The following is a 19,581-nucleotide window of genomic DNA, read 5'->3' as shown; positions in this document are numbered from 1 at the left end:
CCCTCCCGATCAGGATCAACCGATGTCCGACCTTGAGCTTTGCTATTTGTCCGCAACCGAGGCACTGAAGCGGTTTCGTGACCACTCCCTCTCGCCGGTCGAACTTCTCCAGGCACAGCTTTCGCGCATCGAGGAGACACGCTCGACGGTCAACGCCTTCAGTTTTGTCTATGCGCAAGAAGCTCTCGAGGCCGCGAGGAAGGCGGAGGCCCGCTACATGGCGAACACAGACGGCATGCTGCCGCTCGAAGGGCTTGCGCTGGCGAGCAAGGACGAGAACGCGATCGAGGGCAAGATCACGACGTTCGGGTCGCTGATCTACAAGGACTATGTGGCCACGTCGACGACGCCGGTCGTGCAACGGCTGATGGACGCGGGCGCGATCGTCCACGGGCGGACCACAACGCCGGAGTTTTCATCCGAGGGCTTCACCTATTCCCGCATCTGGGGCGTGACGCGCAATCCATGGAACCTCGACTATACGCCGGGCGGTTCTTCCGGCGGATCGGGCGCGGCACTGGCCAGCGGCATGACAACCTTTGCGACGGGATCGGATATTGGCGGATCGATCCGCATTCCAGCCTCCGCCTGTGGCGTTGTCGGCTACAAGCCGCCCTATGGCCGCAACCCAGCGACACCGCCCTTCAACCTCGATTTTTACAATCATCCCGGCCCGATGGCGCGAACGGTCGAGGACTGCCTGATGATGCAGAACATCATGTGCGGTCCGCACCCCAACGACATAGCGTCCCTGAAACCGAAACTGCACGTCCCCGTCGACCGCAGCGGCATCAAGGGCTGGAAGATCGCCTATTCCCTTGATCTCAGCTATTTCGAACTGGATGAGGATGTCCGGCGCAACACTTTGAAAGCGCTGGAAGTCTTCAAATCGCTCGGCGCCGAGGTGACCGAAGTAGACCTCGGCTGGACCAAAAAGTCCGAGAAAGCCGCGAGCGACTATCTCCAGACCATCTTCGGCGCCTGGGTCGCGGAATATCTCGACGAACGCGCCGAGCTTCTGACGCAATACAGCCGCACCTTCGCCGAATCCTCCCAGGTCGCAACGCCGAAGGATTTTCTGGATTCGCTCTATACTGCTGGCGAGATGTATTCCACCTTCGGCCCATTGATGGAGCGCTACAATGTGTTCGTCTGCCCGACACTGGCGCTGCCCGCCGTCGGCGCCGAACACGATCCGCTCAAGGGCCTGACGATCAATGGCAAGCCGGTGGATCCGCGTTATGGCTGGATCATGACCTACCCTTTCAACATGCTGAGCCGCTGCCCGGTTTTGAGCGTGCCTTCCGGCCATGCGGCCAGCGGCGTTCCGACCGGCATCCAGATCGTTGGCGGCAGCTATTGCGATCAGGACGTCTTCCGTGCAGGGCTTGCCTATGAGCAGGCGCTCGGCGGATGGTTCACCAGGAGCACCGCCCGCCCGGTCATTCCTTCAAGCCGATAGGCGTTTCAAAGCGGCCGGAGCCAACAGCATGAAAACCGTCTACTCGCCTCGGCATGCGCTCCAGGATGCGCAAATCGAGTTCATCCGCGGCAAGAGCGTGCCGAGCTTCGAAATGCCACAGCGGGCTGAACTCGTGCTGGAACGGATCAAGGCAGTAGCCCTCGGCCCGGTCGTGGAGCCCGGCAGCTTCGGGCTCGAGCCGCTGCTGGCCGTTCACGATCCCGACTTCGTCGAATTTCTTTCGACGATCTGGGAAACATGGTCCGCCGAAAGCGGGCAGATCGACGCCTTCCCCAACGCCTGGCCGCCACCGCGCTCCAGGCGCATCCGCACGAAGCGGCCGGGCGCCGAACTCGGACGCTACTGCATCGACATGAGCAGCCCGATCATGGCCGGAACCTGGACGGCCGTCACCTCGGCCGCCGACGCCGCCTTGACCGCCACGGAAATTGCCGCGGGTCCGGAGCGGATGGCGTTCGCCCTTTGCCGTCCGCCCGGGCATCATGCCGGGCGCGACTATTTTGGCGGCTATTGCTTCATCAACAATGCAGCCGTTGCCGCACAGAACCTTGTCGACCGGGGCGCAAGGCGCGTTGCCGTGCTCGATGTAGACTACCACCATGGCAACGGAACGCAGGACATCTTCTACGAGCGTGCCGACGTGCTGGTGGCGTCGATCCATGCCGATCCCGAGACTGAATATCCCTATTACAGCGGCTATGCCGACGAGACCGGCGACGGGCCGGGTGAAGGCTTCAATCTGAACGTGCCGCTCGCCTGGGGCAGCGCGTACGGCGAATACAAACCGGCGCTCGATACGGCCCTCGCCCGCATTGCCGCCCATGGCACTGAGGCGCTGGTCGTTTCGCTCGGCGTCGATACGTTCGATGGCGACCCGATTTCCAGGTTCAAGCTGCAGAACGCCGATTTCCTCAGCATGGGCCGAGCGATCGCATCGCTTGGAGTTCCCACGGTCTTCGTGATGGAAGGCGGCTATGCCGTCGCGGATATCGGCGTCAACACCGTCAATGTACTGACGGGTTTCGAGGACGTGATCGGATCATGAACTGAACGGGCAACGACAACATCAGGGGATAGACCACGATCCCGAACCGAAGATCAGCTCGCCAAGAAATGGGAGCCGGCTTAAGGAAAAGTTCCCGCTTAAACAAGAAGATGGAGCGGCGCCTTGATTCAATCAGTCAAGGCGATCAGAAGTCGTCGGGAAATACCGAGCGCAGATAGGCCAGGCAGGCTTCTTTCGATGCCAGCTGCCCGGCCTGCCCGGTATTGTCGCCGACGAGGTTGGCGATCCAGAAACCGTCGATCATGGCGTTCAGCGAGTGAGCCACCTGCGCCGCATCGACTGTCAGCCCGCGCTCTTTGGCAAGGGCTGCGACATCGGCCTCTGCGGATGCGTTGTAGCGGGCCTTGAGCTCGGCGCAGCGTTTGCGATAGCTGCGCACCCGGACCGTTTCCGCCCAGAATGAAACCCAGACGGCAATTCGCTTGGCATTTGCCACCCGCCCGTCGAAATCGCTTTCGATCATCGTCTTCAATCGCCGCGCCGGCGAAACGCCGGTGCGGTTGCCGCGGGCCAGAAGCTGCTCGTATTCGTCCGAGAGATAATCGAGCGCGGCGATGATGATCCCGTCCTTGGATTTGAAATGGAAGGAGACGACGCCATAGCTGCACTTTGCCTCGGCCGCGATCCTGCGGATGGTGACGCCGATCAGCCCTTTCTTGGCGATCACCGCGACGGCGGCGTCGAGCAGGCTTTGGCGCCTCTCGGCGACCTGATCCTCACGGGAAAGCGGCGTCGCATCGCGGGTCTTTTTCTTCTCTCTGGTTGCTGTCTGGCTCATCGAACACCCGGGGAATATTGCTGCAGTAACGTGAGGCAAGTTGTTTTGCCGGATTCCTGAGACCTGCGCAAACTGGAACATCGACCTCCGTGGCGGCAGGTCAAAACTGCCGGCAACCAGGCCGTCGTCCGGTTCGGCTATGGCAGCTTCAGGAAGGCGGCGGCATTGTCATGCATCCATTTCTGTCGGACGCCGGCCTCCAGCGGCAGTGCGTCGATCTCGGCGATGGCCCCGGCCGGCGCCATCATCGGAAAGCTGGAGCCGAAAATCATCTTGTCCTGCAGGATGGTCCGTCCGTATTGCAGCAGGGGCTCATAGCCGGAATGGGCCTTGGCAAGCAGCTTTGGCCGCACGGCCAGGAGGCCGATATAGAGGTTCGGATGCCGCCATGCGACACCGATCAGTTCATTGACCCAAGGCCATCCGGGCGGCGATGCGCAGACCCGCAGGTCCGGGAAATCGACCATCACCTCGTCGAGATATTCCGGCTTGCCGAACGACATCGGTGTCGAGGTCGAGAAATTGATGCCGCAATGGATGTTGACCGGGATCGAAAGCTCCAGCGCTTTTTCGTAGAGCGGCCGCAGCAGGGCATCGTTGGGCTTCAGCTTCAGCTCAAAACACTGGATGTTAAGCCCGCGCAGGCCAAGATTGCGTATCGCATGGTCGAGCTCCTCGACCGCTGTCTTTCCCCTATGCGGATCGACGCCCGCAAAGCCGATGAAGCGGGGACCGTGTTCGCGACAGAACGCGGCGACGGTTTCATTGGCGATCTTGAAGCCGAAAGTGGTGGTGAGGTCACGCGCCTTCAGCACGACATGCCGGGCGCCCAGTTGCTCGTAGGTCTGGAGATAGGCTGTCAGGTCCCTTGCCGTGTCTGACGATGCCGAGCGCTTCTCGCTTGCTTCATAGACGCGGCGATAGTTCTGCAGGTGCGGCGCCGGCGGATTGAAGGCCTCGATCGGCGGACGGCTGGAAAAATCGATCAGCAACGGCTTTCCTCACTGCCAGCGTTTACGATCGGCAAGAATGACCCGGGCCGCGTTATGGCCCGGCATTCCCGTTACCCCACCGCCCGGATGGGTGGAAGCACCGCACTGATAGAGACCCTCGATGGGGCTGCGGTAATCGGCATAGTGCGCCGCCGGCCGCCGGAAGAACATCTGGTCGGCGCTGATCTCACCGTGATGAACATGGCCGTTCGGCAAGTCGAAGATGCGTTCGAGATCGAGCGGCGTCAGGATCTGGCTGTGCACGATGTGCTTCTCGATGTCGGGAAAATACTCCGTCAGCACGCGCATGACGTTTGCATGGAGTTCGTCGCGGCGCTCGTCCCAATGACCCTCCTTCAGCGTATAGGGCGCGTGGCCGCCAAAGATGCTGAGGATGTGGTGTCCCGGCGGAGCGATTGACGGATCGCTGACGGTCGGGAACTTGAGGATGAGGAACGGCGACGACGACATCTCCCCATTGCGCGACTGGTGGTAGGCGTCCTCCATGTAGCGGACGCTTTTTGCGATGTTGAACTGCGCCGGAAAATCGAAGCCGATGCCGGCAGCAGCGAAGGACGGGCATTGCGGCAGGCCGTCGAGGGCCAGGCTGATGCGGAAGACAGTCGATTCCGTTCGCATTGATCGGATATCGCGCACGAAGCTTTCGGGCAGCCTGGCCGGATCGACGAGTTTCAGGAACGTTGTCTTGGCGCTGGCATTGCCAATGACGATGCGCGAGCCGATCACCTCGCCGGAGGCCAGCCTGACACCCATGGCCTTGCCGTTCTCGGTGATAATTTCGGCAACTTCCGCATCGGTCCTGACCGCGAGACCGTGGCTTTCGCCGGAGCGGCGGATGGAGTCCGAAATCATGCCCATGCCGCCTTTCATGAAGCCCGACGGACCTGCGGCGGTGGTCTGGTCGCGCACGATGGAGCGCACCAGCATATAGGCCGAGGCCGGTGTCCTGATGCTGGAATTGGCGCCACCACCGCCAGCGAAGAAGCCAAGCACCAGCTTCACCTCGTCGGATTCGAACCAGCGGCCGAGATAGTCGTAGGCGCTGAGCGTCAACAGATTGTAGATGTCGTAGAAGACGCTGCCGATCTTGCGAAAGCGCCAGGCGAAGGCCGCGAGATTCCTGAGATTGGCGAACCTGCCGCTGCCGGGATCGACGGGCGTTTCGAAGATCAGCTGCTTCATGAACGGCGCGATCTTCAGGAGGTGGGCGCGATAGGCGGGATAGGCGGCTGCGTCCTTTTCGGAAAACCGGGCGATCTCCCGCCGGAATTCCTCGGGATCGTCCCACATGGTGAAAAAGCGCCCGTCTTCCAGCGGGAAGACAGTCGGCACCGGCACGACAACCTCGAAACCGTGTTTCTTGAGCTCGAGATCGAGAATGACCTTCGGCTGCAGCAGCCCCATATAGTAGGAAGCCGTGGATACCCTATACCCGGGCCAGATCTCTTCGGTGACCGCGGCGCCGCCGGTCAACGGTCGGCGTTCGAGCACACAGGCCTTGACCCCGGCCTTCGCCAGATAGGCGCCGCAGACGAGGCCATTGTGCCCGCCACCGACGATGATGGCATCATACTGCGTGCTCATTGCGGCGATCCTATCCAGCGGTTTTCGACGCGGTCGTAGCTGCCGGTCCGCAAGTCCGCGGTCTCCGCCGCCAGTTGCGGCTTGGCGATCTTCAGGGAAGCTGTCCGGGGGAAATCCGCCAGGAAGGCATAGAAGCGCGGCACCTTGAACGGGGCGAGTTCCCGGCCTGCCTTGTCGATGATCGAGGCAATGATTTCCTCGGAGGGTTCGAACCCGTCCTTGAGCTTGATATAGGCCTTGACCTCTTCGCCGCGCAGCGGGTCCGGGACGCCGATGACCGCGGCTTCGGCGACGACAGGTACGGCATTGAGAACGGATTCGACTTCGCGCGCGGCGATGTTCTCGGCGCTGCGCCGGATCATGTCCTTCTTGCGCCCGACGATGTAGAAATGGCCCTGTTCGTCCACGCGGAAGAGATCGCCTGTCTTGAACCATCCGTCGGCAAAGACCGACGCCGTCGCCTCGGGATTGTTGTAGTAGCCCAGCATGATGCCCGGGCCGCGCACGAGCAGTTCGCCGACCTCGCCCGCGCCGACCTCACGACCTTCCTCATCGACGATCTTGCATTCGCGAAACGGGCACGGCACGCCGCAGGAGCCGGAGCCGACCATGTCGCTGCGCTCCACCGGCATGAACATGGCCGGGCCGAGTTCGGTCATGCCGAAGGCTTCGCGGGCATTGAGATCGTAGCGCGCCTCGAGCTTGGCATGCAGGTCGCGCGGCACGCCATAGACATTGGCGCGGACGATTTCATTCTTGGCATCGAGAGGATTGTCCGGCTGGCTGTGCAGGACCCAGGGCAACAGGCAGAACTGAATGCGATAGCGCCGTATCCACTCCATGAAGCGGCTGGTGCTCTGACGCGCTGCCACGAAGAGGGTGCCGCGCTGATAGATCGTCATCAACAGCAGCCATTGCGGATCCATGTAGAAGAACGGCGTGGAGGCTAGGATGCGCTCGTAGCGGCGGCCGTCCCGGAACGCGTTGACCTTGCCGCTGCTGATCCAGTAGCGCTGGGTCAGCATGCAGCCCTTCGGAAAACCGCTGGTGCCCGAAGTGAACTGGATGTTGAGCAGATCATCGTGGCCGACCGGCTGGGGTGCCTCGAATTGGTCGCGCGGTTCGGCTGCCAGGGTCTCCCATGACAGCATCGGTGCTGCCGCGCCGCCGACCACGATGATGCGCTTTTGCGCAATGGCGATCAGGCCGCGCGCATTCGCTTCCGCGACGATCGGCAGGCAGTCCTTATGCACGACCATCCAGTCGACCCCGGCGCTTTTGACGACATGCGCCAGTTCCCGCTCGCGATAGCTGACATTGACCGGCGCCATGATGGCGCCGATGCAGCCGAGCGCCAGCCAGGTCAGCGGCATCGCGGCAATATTGGGCAGCATGACGCCGACATGCGTGCCCTTGACAATGCCGGCATCGAGAAGCTTTCCGGCGAGCCCGTTCACCGTCCTGCGCATACGCGCATAGGTGATCGTCTCTCCGGATTCGAAGAAGTCCCAGAGCAGCCTGTCGCCTGCTTCGAGAGCAGCCTCGTCGATCAGCGCCTGAAGATTGACGGGCAGCGGCTCGGCTTCAATGCGGCGGCGGCGTTCCGCATAGTCCGGCACCGGCTCCGCCAACACGTCTGTTCTTCCCATTGCGCGCATCCATTCCTGCAGCAGGACGGTCTTCAGTGAGCGAACCAGATGGCTTTCAGGTCCGAATATTTGTCCATGGCATGAAGCGACTTGTCGCGGCCGAAACCGGACTGCTTGAAGCCACCGAACGGAACCGAGTAGAGACCGCGATCAAAGCAGTTGACCCAGACGACGCCGGCCCGGATCGCTTTTGCCGCCCGATGCGCGTTCTTGACACCACCGGTCCAGACGCCCGCGGCGAGGCCGTAGATGGTGTCGTTGGCAACGCTCATGGCTTCATCGAAATCGCGCACGGTAATCGTCGACAGGACCGGTCCGAAAATTTCCTCGCGGGCAATCTTCATGTCGTTGGCGACGGCATCGAAAACCGTCGGCTCGACGAAGAAGCCGCCGCTGTCCTGACGGACCTGGCTACCACCGGCAACGACCTTGGCCCCATCGGCGCGGCCGGCGTCGATATAGCCGAGCACCCTGCCCATCTGCTCTGCGTTGACGATCGAGCCCAGGCGCGTGGCAGGATCGAGCGGATCGCCTGGCCTAAGCGCCGTGGCATGGGCGGTGATCTTTTCCAGCAGTCTGTCCTTGATCTTCTCCTCAACGATCAGGCGCGAGCCTGCGTTGCAGACCTGGCCGGAATTGCCGAAGATGCCGGCCGCGATGGTCTGGGCGGCAAAATCGAGATCATCGCAATCGGCCAGCACCACCTGAGGCGACTTGCCGCCAAGCTCCAGCCCGATCCGCTTGATGTTCGACTGTCCGGAATACTGCATGAAGTATCCGCCGACCTCGGTCGAGCCGGTAAAGCCGACGCAATCGACATCTATATGGAGTCCGAGCGCCTTGCCGGCGATGTGGCCGAGGCCGGGAACGACGTTGAGCACACCCTTGGGAAGGCCGGCCTCGATCGCCAGCTCGGCAATCTTCAACGCCGAGAACGGCGACTGTTCGGCGGGCTTCAAAACCACGGAATTGCCGGTGGCCAGCGCCGGCCCGAGCTTCCATGCCGCCATCGACAAGGGGTAATTCCACGGCACCACGGCCGCCACCACGCCCAGCGCCTCGCGCACCACCAGCGTCGTCATGTCGGATGCGGTGACGGCAACCTCGCCGTAGACCTTGTCGATCGCCTCGGCATACCAGGCGATGCAGTTTGCGGCGCTCGGAATGTCGCCGTTCAGGCTGTTGGTGATCGGCTTGCCAACGTTGAGCGTCTCCAGCAACGCCAGTTCCTCGCGGTTGTGCAGGATCAGCTCGGAAAAGCGCATGAGGATCTTCTTGCGCTCCAGCGGCGGCATGCGCGACCAGACGCCGGCCTCGAAAGCCTTGCGCCCGGATTTGACGGCGGCGTCGACGTCGGCCTCGCCGCAGGAGGCGACCTTGGCGACGAGCCGCCCATCGCCGGGGAAAATACAGTCGAACGTCTCGCCCGAGCGGGCATCGACATAGGCTCCGTCGATGAACGGCTTGGTCGGCAACGAGATGATCTGCGATTTCTGGTGCCAGTCGCTTGTCGTCAAGATCGTCATTTCATATCCCTTCGGCATATTGATGATGTTCGAGCGCCCTCGATGGCCGCTCTCGGTTGCGTCAAGAAATCTCGCCGCGCTCGAATTCGGCGGCGGCCTGCAGAATCCCCTGCCTGAGGATTCCGCACATTTCGTCGATCTGTTCGCGTTCGATGATCAGCGGCGGTGACAGCACGCACATATTGCCGATCGGACGCACGATCAGGCCGAGATCGAAGCAGATCGCATCGATCCGCGCGCCGATCTTTCGGTCGAGATCGGTGGCGATGCTGCGGGACGTATCCGCCATGCACTCGACGCAACCGACAAGGCCGCTGGCGCGGGTGTCGGCGACCAGAGGCAGGCCTTCAAGGCTGCGAAGCGCAGCGGCGAAATAGCCGGAGATGTCACGAACATGCTGGAGCAGGCCGTCATTTTCGATGACATCGATATTGGCGAGGGCCGCCGCGCAACTGACGGGATGGCCGGTATAGGTGTAGCCGTTGCTGAAGAAGCTGCCCTTGGCATTCTCACCGCTGACCCGGGCAAGCACCCGTTCGGAAATCGCCAGGCCGCCCAGCGGCACATAGCCGGAGGTAACCCCCTTGGCGAAGGTGATGATGTCGGGCGTGACGCCGAAGACCTTTTCCGACGCGAACCATTCACCGCAGCGCCCGAAGGCCGTCACCACCTCGTCCGAAATGTAGAGGATGTCATGGCTTTCGCAGATCGCCTTGATGCGGGCGTGATAGCCGGCCGGCGGAATGATGACGCCACCCGAGGCGAGCAGAGGCTCCGCCAGGAAAGCGGCCACCGTCGAGGGACCGAGCTCGTTCAGCCTTGCCTCGAATTCGGCAACGAGGACGTCGAGGAACACTGCCTCCGTACGGCCTTCGGCATGGCGCATGTTCGGGCTGGAAATGAAGGCGATACGGTCCTGGCGGATGTCGAAGTTCGGCCAGTTGCCTTCGCGCCCCGAGCAAGCGGCGGTCAGGCTGGTGCTGCCATGATAGCCGTCCTTACGCACGATGATGCGTTTCTTGTCGGTCCGCCCGAGCACGTTGTTGTAGAACTCGCTGAAACGCAGCGCGGTATCCACCGCCGTCGAACCGCCGGTGGTGAAGAACACCCGGTTGAGATCGCCCGGCGTCATGCCGGCGATGCGCGCGGCCAGTTCCGCCGCGGGCGAGTTCACCGTGTACCAGGGTGAGTTATAGGAAAGCCGCAATGCCTGGGCCGACAAGGCATCGGCGATTTCGCGGCGCTGGTAGCCGATCTGGGTGCACCACATGCCGGCCGGCCCGTCGATAAGGCGACGGCCATGTGTATCGACGACGTGAATGCCCTCGCCATAGGCCAGCAGCGGCCGGCTTGCGGTGCCGAGCTTGGACATGTCCTCTGCCGGCAGAAGCAGGTGCTGGCGCGCGTCTTCCTCGCGCTCCAGCGCGTTCCATTGAGATCCGACCAGATTCACCCTGCCCCTCCAACTTCAAGTCGCAGAAAATTCCAACAAACCGACAGCTCGCGATTCAGACAGCGCTGCATGGGCGCCCCGCCAAACGCGTTGCCAGACTTAGAAACCGTTGTTCTCATATTGCTCAGGCTCGTCGCATCTGTCAACAAATTGATTGCTTGATCAATCAAAACTCTATGGTCCAGCAACGCATTGCGACGTCCTCCAAAGAGCCATCTCACGCCGCTCCGACCCGCAGCATTCGAACCCGAAAGCCGGTCGGGCCGCCCTCACCGCGCATCCTGAATTGTCGAATGAAAGCGTCATGCACCAACTTGACTCCTTGTATGGACAAGGTACCATTTGTCGCCGCTCTGGCCGTGACGCGCGAGGCGCTAACCAACAAGGGGGTTCTGATGCAAATGGGATTGAAGACTCTACTGACCGCCGCCGTCGTCACGGCGGGGTTGATCACCTCGGCATTCGCCGCCGACAAGAAATACACCATCGGCTACGACAATTATTTCATGGGCAACAGCTGGTCGGTCCAGCTCGCCGCCGAATTCAAGGCCGAGGCCGAAAAGGACAAGGACCGCGTCAACGTCGTCTATGTGGAATCCGCTGGCGACACGCAAAAGCAGATCACCAACATCGAGGACCTGATCACCAAGAAGGTCGACGCCATCATCACCACGCCGACCTCGCCGACCGCGCTCATTCCAACCCTGAAGAAGGCACGCGCCGCAGGCATCAAGGTCGTGCTGCTCGCCTCGACCATCAAATCGCAGGATTACGACGCCCTGGTCACCGTCGATGATATCGCCTTCGGCAAGGCCGGCGCCGAATGGCTGGTCAAACAGATGGGCGGCAAGGGCAACATCATCGCCCTTAACGGCATCGCCGGCATTTCGGTGAGCGACGACCGCTACAAGGGCGCCAAGGAGGTGTTCGACGCCAATCCGGGCATCAAGATCCTGGGCGCGGTCGATGCCTCGTGGGACTACGCGCAGGGCAAGCAGGCGGTCTCCAACCTGCTCGCGGCCAATCCGCAGATCGATGGTGTGTGGTCGCAGGGCGGCGCCATGACGCTCGGCGCCATCGATGCGTTCGAGGCCGCGCAGCGCCCGCTGGTACCGATGACCGGCGAGGACAACAATGGCTATCTGAAGCGCTGGCAGGCGCTGAAGGACAAGGGCTTCGTGTCGATCGCCACCTCCAAGCCCACCTGGCTCGCTTCGGAAGCGCTGCGCATCACGCTCGATCTGCTGGACGGCAAGAGCGCGACCAGGGACACCGTGCTGCCGGTGCCGACGATCACGGCCGACGACCTCGGCAAATATATGAAGGCGGATCTGTCCGACTCGTTCTGGGCTAATACCCGCCTCACCGACGAGCAGGTCAAGGCGATCTTCGCAAACTGAAGGTTATCCCCAAGGTCATCGATGTCGCAAACCGCGTCCCCAGCACTGAAGCCAATACCGGCCGGGCTCCCGCGGCTGGCAGTGGCGCAGGTGTCAAAAGCCTTCGGCGCCAACAAGGTGCTGCGGGACGTGTCCTTCTCCGTTCGCGCCGGCGAGATCGTTTCGCTCGTCGGCGAGAACGGGGCGGGCAAGTCGACGCTGATGCACATTTGCGCCGGCAGTTTTTCCGCCGACGGCGGCACGATGGCTCTCGACGGTGCCGCTTTCCGCCCCGCCTCGCCCAAGGCCGCACGCCGGGCGGGAGTGGCTTTGGCCCTGCAGGAGACGTCGATCCTGCCGGACCTGTCGGTCGGCGAGAACCTGTTCTTCGGCGATGAGCCGCGCAATGGTCTGGGGTTCATCCGGCAAAAACGCCTGCACGAGGCGGCGGACGCGCTGTTCGCCGAGATGGGCTTTGCCCTGAAACCCACCCGCATGGGCAGCGAGCTCAGCGCCGCCGAGCGGCAGATGGTCGAGATCGCCAAGGCGATTCGGCTGAAACCGCGCTTGCTCATCCTTGACGAGCCGACGGCCTCGCTGTCGTCGCACGAAACCGAACTGGTGCTGGCAGCCATGGCGCGGCTCAAGGCGCAAGGCAGCGCCGTGATCTTCATTTCCCACCGGCTCGACGAGGTGATGGAAGCCGCCGACCATGCGGTCGTGCTCAAGGATGGCGCGCTGACGCTGGACGCCGCGCGCGGCGCCTTCAGCCGCGACGACCTGATCCGCGCCATGGTTGGCCGCACGCTCGCCGATATCTTTCCGGCCCGGCCCACTGATCTGGCGGCCGCCCCAATGCGTTTGTCGGTGGCCAATGCCGCCGCTGCCGGGCTGAAGCCGCTCAGCTTCTCGCTGCGCGCCGGAGAAGTCGTCGGTTTCGCCGGGCTCGAGGGCCAGGGCCAGCGGCCGCTGGCGCGAGCGCTGTCGGGCATCACGCCGTTCCATGGCGGCGAGATCGCCATCGACGGCGTGCCGATCCGGCTGACCAGCGTGGCAAGGGGCATTGCCGCCGGCATCGCCTCCATTCCCGACGACCGCAAGCATGAGGGCCTCGCGCTCGACCTGCCGATCCGCATGAATGTCAGCCTCTTTGCCCTGTCACGGCGCAGCAGCTGGGGCTGGCTTGCCCATGCGCTCGAGCGGCGCTTCGCCGAGCAAGCCCGCCAGCGCTTCGCCATCCGCTCGACCGGCATCGACCAGCCGGTCCGGCAGCTCTCGGGTGGCAATCAGCAGAAAGTGGTGTTTGCCCGCTGGCTTGCCGAAACGCCGAAAGTGCTGGTGCTCTACGAACCGACCAAGGGGGTCGATGTCGGCGCCAAGACCGAAATCTATCGGCTGATCGGCGACCTCACCAAGGCAGGTGTTGCCGTGGTGCTGATCAGTGCCGACATGCTTGAGCTGATCGGCCTCAGCGACCGCATCCATGTGCTGTTCGAAGGCGCCGTCACCGGCACGCTGGCGCGGCCGGAGTTTTCGGAAGAGGCAATCATGCGGCTCGCCGCCGGTCCGGAGGGCGTATTGAACCATGCAGCCTAGAGGATCGGGCCGCCCCAATTTGATGCTCGGCCTGCCGGCGCTGCTGCTGGCCGCGGCCATCGGCGCGATCGCAACCATCTGGTCGGGCGATTTCGTCTCCGCCGGCAATCTCGGCAATCTCGTCAACCGCGTACTGCCGCTCGCCATCGCAGCCCTTGGTGAGGCGGTGGTGCTGTTCGCCGGCCGCATCGATTTGTCGGTCGGCTCGGTCATCAGCCTTTCGACCGCGATCCTCGGCGTCACCTCGGCGCAGCTCGGCTGGCTCAGCATCCCGCTGGTCATCCTTGCGGGGCTTGCCTGCGGTGCCTTCAACGCCGCCGGCGTCATCCTGCTGCGCATCAATCCGCTGATCATGACGCTCGCGACTTCGGCGGTTGTGAAGGGGATCGCCCTGCTGCTGCTTCCCTCGCCAGGCGGCGAGGTCGACTATGGCTTCTACGATACCTTCTACGGCCAGGACCAGTTCTTTGGCTGGCCGCTGCTTTTGATCGCGGCTGCGTTCGCCGCCACCTTCGCGATCTTCGGCTTCACCCGCTTCGGGCGGTCGATCTATGCTCTGGGCTCCGATGGCCGTGCCGCCTTCGCCAACGGCGTCAACGTGCCCGGCATCGATCTCTCGGTATTCCTGATTTCGGGTGGCCTCGCCGCTGTCGCCGGTCTCGCTGTCGGGATCAAGATCCTCTCCGGCGACCCGTTGATCGGCGATTCCTTCACGCTCGACGCCATCGCGGCGGCGGTGCTGGGTGGCGTGGCGCTGCAAGGCGGACGCGGCAGCGTGTTCGGCGTCCTTGCCGGGGCCATCGCGCTGGTGCTGATCGGCAACGCCTTCAACCTTCTGGAACTCAACACCAATCTGCAGCAGATCGCCAAGGGGCTGATCTTCGTGGCGGCGCTGATGCTTTTCATGCGCGGCAGATCCCGGAGCCTGGCATGACGGCCGCAACCTATCTGGATCGCCTCCGGCCGGCCGGCGCCAGCCTGCGCGCCATGGCGTTGCTGCTGCTGCTGCTCGCCGCATTCTTCATCTCGGCGCGCGGCTTCTCGTCCATCCTGCTGCTCGACAACATCCGGCAGGCAGCACCGCTTGGGGTGGTTGTCGCGGGACAGGCATTGGTCCTGATGATGGGCCGGCTCGACCTTTCGGTCGGGGCAACCGCCTCGATGGCCAACATTGTCCTGTGCTCGATCTTCAATAGCGACATGGCCAATCTGGTGCCGGCGGTGACCGCGACCCTTGCCGCTGGCGCGCTCGTCGGCCTCGCCAACGGCATCATGTCGACCAAGCTTCGTATCCCGGCGTTTCTGGCGACGCTTGCCAGCTCGCTGATCATCGCCGGGCTGGTGGTGTTCTTCACCAGTGGCTCGCCGCGCGGCGCGGTGCCGCCGGCCTTCCGGGTCATCACCGAGGGCTGGCTCTTCGGCGTCGCCCCCTACTCCGCCCTGATCTGGCTGGTGTTGCTGGTCGCTCTGCTGCTGCTGGTTCACTTCACCATGCTCGGCCGCAAGATGATCCTTTCGGGCGCCAATGTGGTCGCCGCGCGCCACAGCGGCATCCCTTCGGATGGGTTGATCATCCTGTCTTTCGTGCTGTGCAGTGTGCTGGCCTCGATCGGCGGGATTCTGCTGTCGGCGATCACCGGCATGGCCAGCATCGGCGTCGGCAACAACTTCACCCTGGATTCAATTGCGGCCGCTGTCATCGGCGGCGCGCTGTTCGCGGGCGGCGTCTTCCTGCCGCTCGGCGCCATGGCCGGCGCGCTAATCCTGTTCTTCGTGCAAAGCCTGCTCTATGTGCTGGCCTTGCCGCCCGCCGCCAAATTCATCGTCCAGGGTCTCATCATCATCCTGGCGCTCGCGCTTGCGAACCTCAAACAGGAGCGATCCCAATGAGCTTCATCCGCACGCTTACCGGCGACATCGATCCCGACCAGCTCGGCGTGACCTATGCGCACGACCATCTCTTCTGCGTGCCGCCGCTGTGGAAGGAGAAGAAGATCGACGATTTCATGATCGACGACGTCGAAGCCTCGATCAAGGACGTCGAACTGTTCGTCAAGGCCGGCGGCCAGGCTGTCTATGACGCCACCGCCATCGACTACGGACGCGATCCCGTGGCGCTGAAGACCATCTCCGAGCGGACCGGCATCAAGATCATCGCCACCGCCGGGTTCAACAAGGCGGTGATGTGGCCCGGACAGATGCAGGGCCAGAACATGACCTTCCAGATGTGGATCGATGCCCGCAGCCGCGCCCAGATCCGCGACCACATCGCCAGCGAGATCACCACCGGCCTCGACGGCACCGAGATCCGCGGCGGCGTGGTGAAGTTCGGCACCGGCTACAACACCATCAGCGATGCCGAGGACAAGGTGCTGCGCGCCACGCTTGACGCGCATAAAGAAACCAACGCCCCGATCCATTCGCATACCGAGCTTGGTACGCTGATCCTGGAGCAGTTGGCCATCGTCAGGGCCGAGGGCGTTGACCCCAGCCGCCTCACCATTGCCCATGTCGACCGCAATCCCGATCCGTGGGTGCACGCCAAGGCAGCCGAGACCGGCGTCTACATGTGTTTCGACGGCATTTCCCGGATCAAATACCACCCCGAGAGCGTGCTCATCGATTGCATCCTCAAGCTCGTCAAACGTGGCTACGAGAAGCAGTTGATGATCGGCGGCGACATCGCCCGCCGCACCATGTATCGCAACTATGGCGAGGGCGGGCTCGGCCTCGGCTATATCCTCGAAAGCTGGGTGCCGCGCTTCATCGAGGAGGCCGGCGAAGCCGGCTTCGACGGCAAGGCGCTCATCCACACCTTCATGGTCGAAAATCCCAAGCGGGCTTTCGCCTTCAGAACCTGAGGCCCGAATTGTACCTCGAACACGCCGAACTCGAACGCCTCAACGATGCACAAGCGCGCGCGCTGCTGCTGAAGAAGCCCGTGGTGCTGCTGCCGATCGGCGCGGTCGAGGCGCATGGCGACCATCTGCCGGCGGGCACCGACAACTATCTGGCGCGCCGGCTGGCGGCGGCCCTCGTCGAGCGCATCGCCGGCGCGACGCCTGTGATGCTGTTGCCGCTCTTGCCGTTCGGCCAGGTCTGGTCGCTATCGGACTCGCCCGGCTCGTTTTCAATCTCCAATGAAACAGTGTCGCGCACGGTCACGGAAATCGGCCTGTCGATGCTGGAAAAAGGACTGTCGAGCCTTGCCGTGATCAACGCGCATTACGGCAACGTGACCGCGCTGCGCGAGGCGCAGCGCCAGCTCAAGGACAAGGGCCTGACCGTCGCCATCCTCAACTATCCGGGTGCGGCCGAGCCCACCAAAACAGTCCGCGAAAGACCGGCCGCCCATCCCTCCTACATGCATGCCTGCGAGATCGAGACCTCCTACATGCTGCATCTGGCGCCGGAACTGGTGCAGATGGACAAGGCGATCGTCAATTATCCCACGTTTCCCGCCGACTTTGGCGAGGTGGCCTATCGCTGGAGCGAATTCTCAGCGAGCCCCGTGCTCGGCGACGCCACCGCCGCCACTGTCGAAAAAGGCAGGATAATCCTCGAAGCGGTCATTAACCGGATGGCTGAACTGGTCGCCGACCTCTATTCTCGGCAGTCAGGATCCCGATCGATTGGGGAAGCATCATCTTGAAAGCCGACGCCAGCGCGGTCCGCGATCATCGCCCGATTTACATTCAGGTGGCCGAAAGCCTGCGTGCGCGCATTCTGTCGGGCTATTATGAGGATCGCCTCGACGGCGAGTTGAAGCTCGTCGAGGAATGGCAGGTGAGCCGCCGCACGATCCAGCAGGCGATCGACATCCTCGTGCGCGAGGGCCTGCTGCGACGCCAGCAGGGCACAGGCACCTTCATCAACAAAAGCGGCGTCGCCAGGCACTATCGGGCGATCACGTCGATCACCGACGGTGTGCGAGCACAAGGGCTTGCGGCCGACTACCGCATTCTGGCAAGTGCGCCCGAACCGGCCTCGCAAGTCGCCAAGGCGTTTTTCGCCCTTGCCGACGGCGCTTCGGTCTACCGCCACACACGCTTGGTGCTTGCCGACCGCAAGCCGGTCGCGGTCGCCGACACGCTGCTCAATCTGGAACGGCTTAAGGGTCTCGAACTCTCTCACCTCGCTCAAGGGCTCTATGAGGCGCTGCGGCAGGGCTTCGGCCGCACCATCGTCCACGCTGAGGACCGCTACCGGCCCGCAATCGCCGACGCGCAAACGGCAAAGCTCCTGGAACTTGGCGAGCCGGCAGCCATCTACATCGCCGAACGCCGCGCCTTCGACCAGTCCGGCGCGCCGATCGAACTGTCGACGATTTTTCTCCTGCCGGTCGCGCTGGAGATCTCTATTTCCCAGGTGGGCGCCGATTGGCCGGGTGCGGCGCAGCCCGCTGGAGAGCCCTGGAATTACCGGGTGGGCTTCGGCAATTTCGCCGGTTGAGCTGTCGGCTCTATCTCTTTGTTTGAGCATCGGATTGTCCCAAATCCGGTTCCACTTTGGGTCCCGATGCCTTACCCCCGATAGACCGGCGCAAGGCGATCCAGCATCGCCTCGCAAGCGATCTGATAGCGTCGGCATCCGGCGTCATAGGCGGCGCTCAGCGCAGGATCGGGATCATGTCGCCGCGACAGGCTGAAGGTCTCGCGGCAGGCTTGCCTGATGTCGCCGTACCAGCCGATCGCCACCGCGGCCAGCAGCGCCGCACCCTTGGCGCCGAACTCGCTTCCTTCAGGCACTTCCACCGGCACGCCGGTCACATCGGCGATCATCTGCGTCCAGAAGGGACTGCGTGCCGCACCGCCGACGAGGCGGATCGCCGAGATCGGCTGTTCGATACGGTCATAGCAATCGCGGATCGCATAGGCGAGCCCTTCATAGACGGCGCGGATCAGGTCCCCTCGCCCGTGGCTGGGATTGAGGCCGACAAAGCCGGCGCGGGCACCGGCCTCGAGCCGCGGCGCGATAATGCCGATATGGCTGAGATACGGCACATAGCATACCCCTCCGGCTCCCGCCGGGCTGCCAGCCGCCAGCGAAGCCAGTTGCTCATAGGCATCGGGCCGCCCCAGCAGATCCGGACAGAGCGCGCTGAGGCTCCAGTCCAGATTTGTAGTTCCGGCGACATTGACCATGGTCTTGATCCAGAGGTCGCCGGGGACGGTGAAGAGTATGCCCATGTCGCGGGGATTGAACACCGGAGCATCGGAAACCACGCCGTTAAGACAGGTCGTTCCAACGACCGAGCAGGCAATGCCGGGCGCCGCAGCACCTGCGCCCAGCACGCATGCGGGCAGGTCGCCAGCGCCTATGGCCACCGGCGTTCCGGGCGCGAGCCCGGTGGCATGGGCAGCCTCCACGCTGAGAACGCCCGCGAGCTCGCTCGAACGCCGCACGGGTGGCAGGAGATGCGCGTGACGCTCAATGCCGAAGAGTTGGAGGAGTTCCGGATTGAAGGCGCGTCGTGCGGCACTTCCCGGTGCGATTGCGGCGTCGGTCTCGTCGGTGGCGACAGTGCCGGTCAGCCTCATGCGGATAAAATCCTTGGCTGTCAGGATCACCGAAGCCCGCGCCACCGACAGCGGCTCATTTTCGGCAAGCCATGCCAGGACCGGCAAGGTGCAGCCAAGCTGCATGACTTGCCCGGAACTGTCGAAGAGCTGCGACATCAGCGACGGATTCGCTGCGACCAGCTGATCGACCAGTTCCTGTGCCCTGCCATCATTCCACAAGATGCCGGGGCGCACGACCTGCTGATCGGCGCTTACCAGCCAGCCGCCGATCATGACGCCCGAAATGGCGAGTGCGGCGACCGCCTCCGGGGCAATCCCGACCTTTGACATCAACTCGCGGCAGGCCGCGCAAGCCGCGTCGAAAAGCTCGTCGGGCTCCATCTCGTACCAGCCGGCATGCGGTGAGAGGACGGCCGTGCGCCGCGAGGTCGCCGCCAATTCGCGACCGGCCCGGTCGAACAGCGCGGCCTTCGTCACCGACGTTCCGACATCCAGTCCAATGATGTATTGATTGTCCATGGAAGGTTACTTG

At 63.2% G+C, this 19,581-nt stretch carries 16 protein-coding genes; 9 read left to right on the top strand and 7 right to left on the bottom strand.

All coding sequences use genetic code 11. The features are described from left to right. The first annotated feature begins 22 nt into the window (after nucleotides 1-22). Complete coding sequence (locus OHD62_RS22045) at nucleotides 23-1,462, top strand: amidase (RefSeq protein WP_263787066.1); 1,440 nt, start codon at nucleotides 23-25, stop codon at nucleotides 1,460-1,462. A 28-nt stretch (nucleotides 1,463-1,490) separates the two neighbouring features. Next, nucleotides 1,491-2,528, top strand: coding sequence for a histone deacetylase family protein (locus OHD62_RS22040; protein WP_263787064.1), 1,038 nt, complete (start codon nucleotides 1,491-1,493; stop codon nucleotides 2,526-2,528). Between the two features lie 145 nt (nucleotides 2,529-2,673). Here the strand turns inward: OHD62_RS22040 and OHD62_RS22035 are convergent, their stop codons facing one another. The 6 genes from OHD62_RS22035 to OHD62_RS22010 form a co-directional block, all read right to left on the bottom strand. Then, nucleotides 2,674-3,327: a TetR family transcriptional regulator C-terminal domain-containing protein gene (locus OHD62_RS22035; RefSeq protein ID WP_263787062.1), complete on the bottom strand. Its 654-nt coding sequence runs from the start codon at nucleotides 3,325-3,327 to the stop codon at nucleotides 2,674-2,676. Nucleotides 3,328-3,464: 137 nt separating this feature from the next. Continuing rightward, complete coding sequence (locus OHD62_RS22030; RefSeq protein ID WP_263787060.1) at nucleotides 3,465-4,319, bottom strand: amidohydrolase family protein; 855 nt, start codon at nucleotides 4,317-4,319, stop codon at nucleotides 3,465-3,467. Between the two features lie 9 nt (nucleotides 4,320-4,328). Next, nucleotides 4,329-5,924, bottom strand: coding sequence for a phytoene desaturase family protein (locus tag OHD62_RS22025; RefSeq protein ID WP_263787058.1), 1,596 nt, complete (start codon nucleotides 5,922-5,924; stop codon nucleotides 4,329-4,331). Continuing rightward, nucleotides 5,921-7,573 carry a class I adenylate-forming enzyme family protein gene (locus OHD62_RS22020; RefSeq protein ID WP_263787055.1) on the bottom strand — a complete coding sequence of 551 codons (1,653 nt, stop codon included), beginning with the start codon at nucleotides 7,571-7,573 and terminating at the stop codon, nucleotides 5,921-5,923. Before OHD62_RS22020 ends, OHD62_RS22025 begins: the two co-directional genes overlap by 4 nt. Before the next feature lie 32 nt (nucleotides 7,574-7,605). After that, the gene (locus OHD62_RS22015; protein WP_263787053.1) at nucleotides 7,606-9,099 is read right to left on the bottom strand and encodes an aldehyde dehydrogenase; all 1,494 of its coding nucleotides are present in this window, start codon (nucleotides 9,097-9,099) and stop codon (nucleotides 7,606-7,608) included. Nucleotides 9,100-9,160: 61 nt separating this feature from the next. After that, nucleotides 9,161-10,552 carry an aminotransferase gene (locus OHD62_RS22010; RefSeq protein ID WP_263787051.1) on the bottom strand — a complete coding sequence of 464 codons (1,392 nt, stop codon included), beginning with the start codon at nucleotides 10,550-10,552 and terminating at the stop codon, nucleotides 9,161-9,163. A gap of 326 nt (nucleotides 10,553-10,878) precedes the next feature. On the opposite strand from OHD62_RS22010, the gene OHD62_RS22005 reads away from it, so the two are divergent. The 7 genes from OHD62_RS22005 to OHD62_RS21975 all read left to right on the top strand — a co-directional run bounded on the left by OHD62_RS22005 (nucleotide 10,879) and on the right by OHD62_RS21975 (nucleotide 17,979). Beyond that, nucleotides 10,879-11,952, top strand: a complete 1,074-nt coding sequence (locus tag OHD62_RS22005) for an ABC transporter substrate-binding protein (RefSeq protein ID WP_263787049.1) — start codon at nucleotides 10,879-10,881, stop codon at nucleotides 11,950-11,952. A 90-nt stretch (nucleotides 11,953-12,042) separates the two neighbouring features. Further along, the gene (locus tag OHD62_RS22000) at nucleotides 12,043-13,527 is read left to right on the top strand and encodes a sugar ABC transporter ATP-binding protein (protein ID WP_263787046.1); all 1,485 of its coding nucleotides are present in this window, start codon (nucleotides 12,043-12,045) and stop codon (nucleotides 13,525-13,527) included. Beyond that, on the top strand, nucleotides 13,517-14,461 hold the full coding sequence (locus OHD62_RS21995; RefSeq protein ID WP_263787044.1) for an ABC transporter permease: 945 nt from the start codon (nucleotides 13,517-13,519) through the stop codon (nucleotides 14,459-14,461). The genes OHD62_RS22000 and OHD62_RS21995 overlap by 11 nt, the downstream gene beginning before the upstream one ends. Continuing rightward, on the top strand, nucleotides 14,458-15,417 hold the full coding sequence (locus tag OHD62_RS21990; protein WP_263787043.1) for an ABC transporter permease: 960 nt from the start codon (nucleotides 14,458-14,460) through the stop codon (nucleotides 15,415-15,417). Before OHD62_RS21995 ends, OHD62_RS21990 begins: the two co-directional genes overlap by 4 nt. Further along, a complete protein-coding gene (locus tag OHD62_RS21985) occupies nucleotides 15,414-16,388 on the top strand; it encodes a phosphotriesterase (protein ID WP_263787041.1) in 975 nt (324 codons plus the stop codon). Before OHD62_RS21990 ends, OHD62_RS21985 begins: the two co-directional genes overlap by 4 nt. A gap of 8 nt (nucleotides 16,389-16,396) precedes the next feature. Continuing rightward, entirely contained in the window at nucleotides 16,397-17,179 is a 783-nt protein-coding gene (locus OHD62_RS21980) for a creatininase family protein (protein ID WP_263787040.1), read from the top strand. After that, nucleotides 17,176-17,979 carry a GntR family transcriptional regulator gene (locus OHD62_RS21975; protein WP_263787039.1) on the top strand — a complete coding sequence of 268 codons (804 nt, stop codon included), beginning with the start codon at nucleotides 17,176-17,178 and terminating at the stop codon, nucleotides 17,977-17,979. The genes OHD62_RS21980 and OHD62_RS21975 overlap by 4 nt, the downstream gene beginning before the upstream one ends. Nucleotides 17,980-18,050: 71 nt before the next feature. Here the strand turns inward: OHD62_RS21975 and OHD62_RS21970 are convergent, their stop codons facing one another. Next, a complete protein-coding gene (locus tag OHD62_RS21970; protein ID WP_263787038.1) occupies nucleotides 18,051-19,568 on the bottom strand; it encodes an FGGY-family carbohydrate kinase in 1,518 nt (505 codons plus the stop codon). Nucleotides 19,569-19,581 lie beyond the last annotated feature (13 nt).

Origin of the sequence: Mesorhizobium sp. YC-39, assembly GCF_025753795.1 — a bacterium.
Lineage (GTDB): Bacteria > Pseudomonadota > Alphaproteobacteria > Rhizobiales > Rhizobiaceae > Mesorhizobium.
This window is presented reverse-complemented; position numbering and strand designations above follow the sequence as displayed.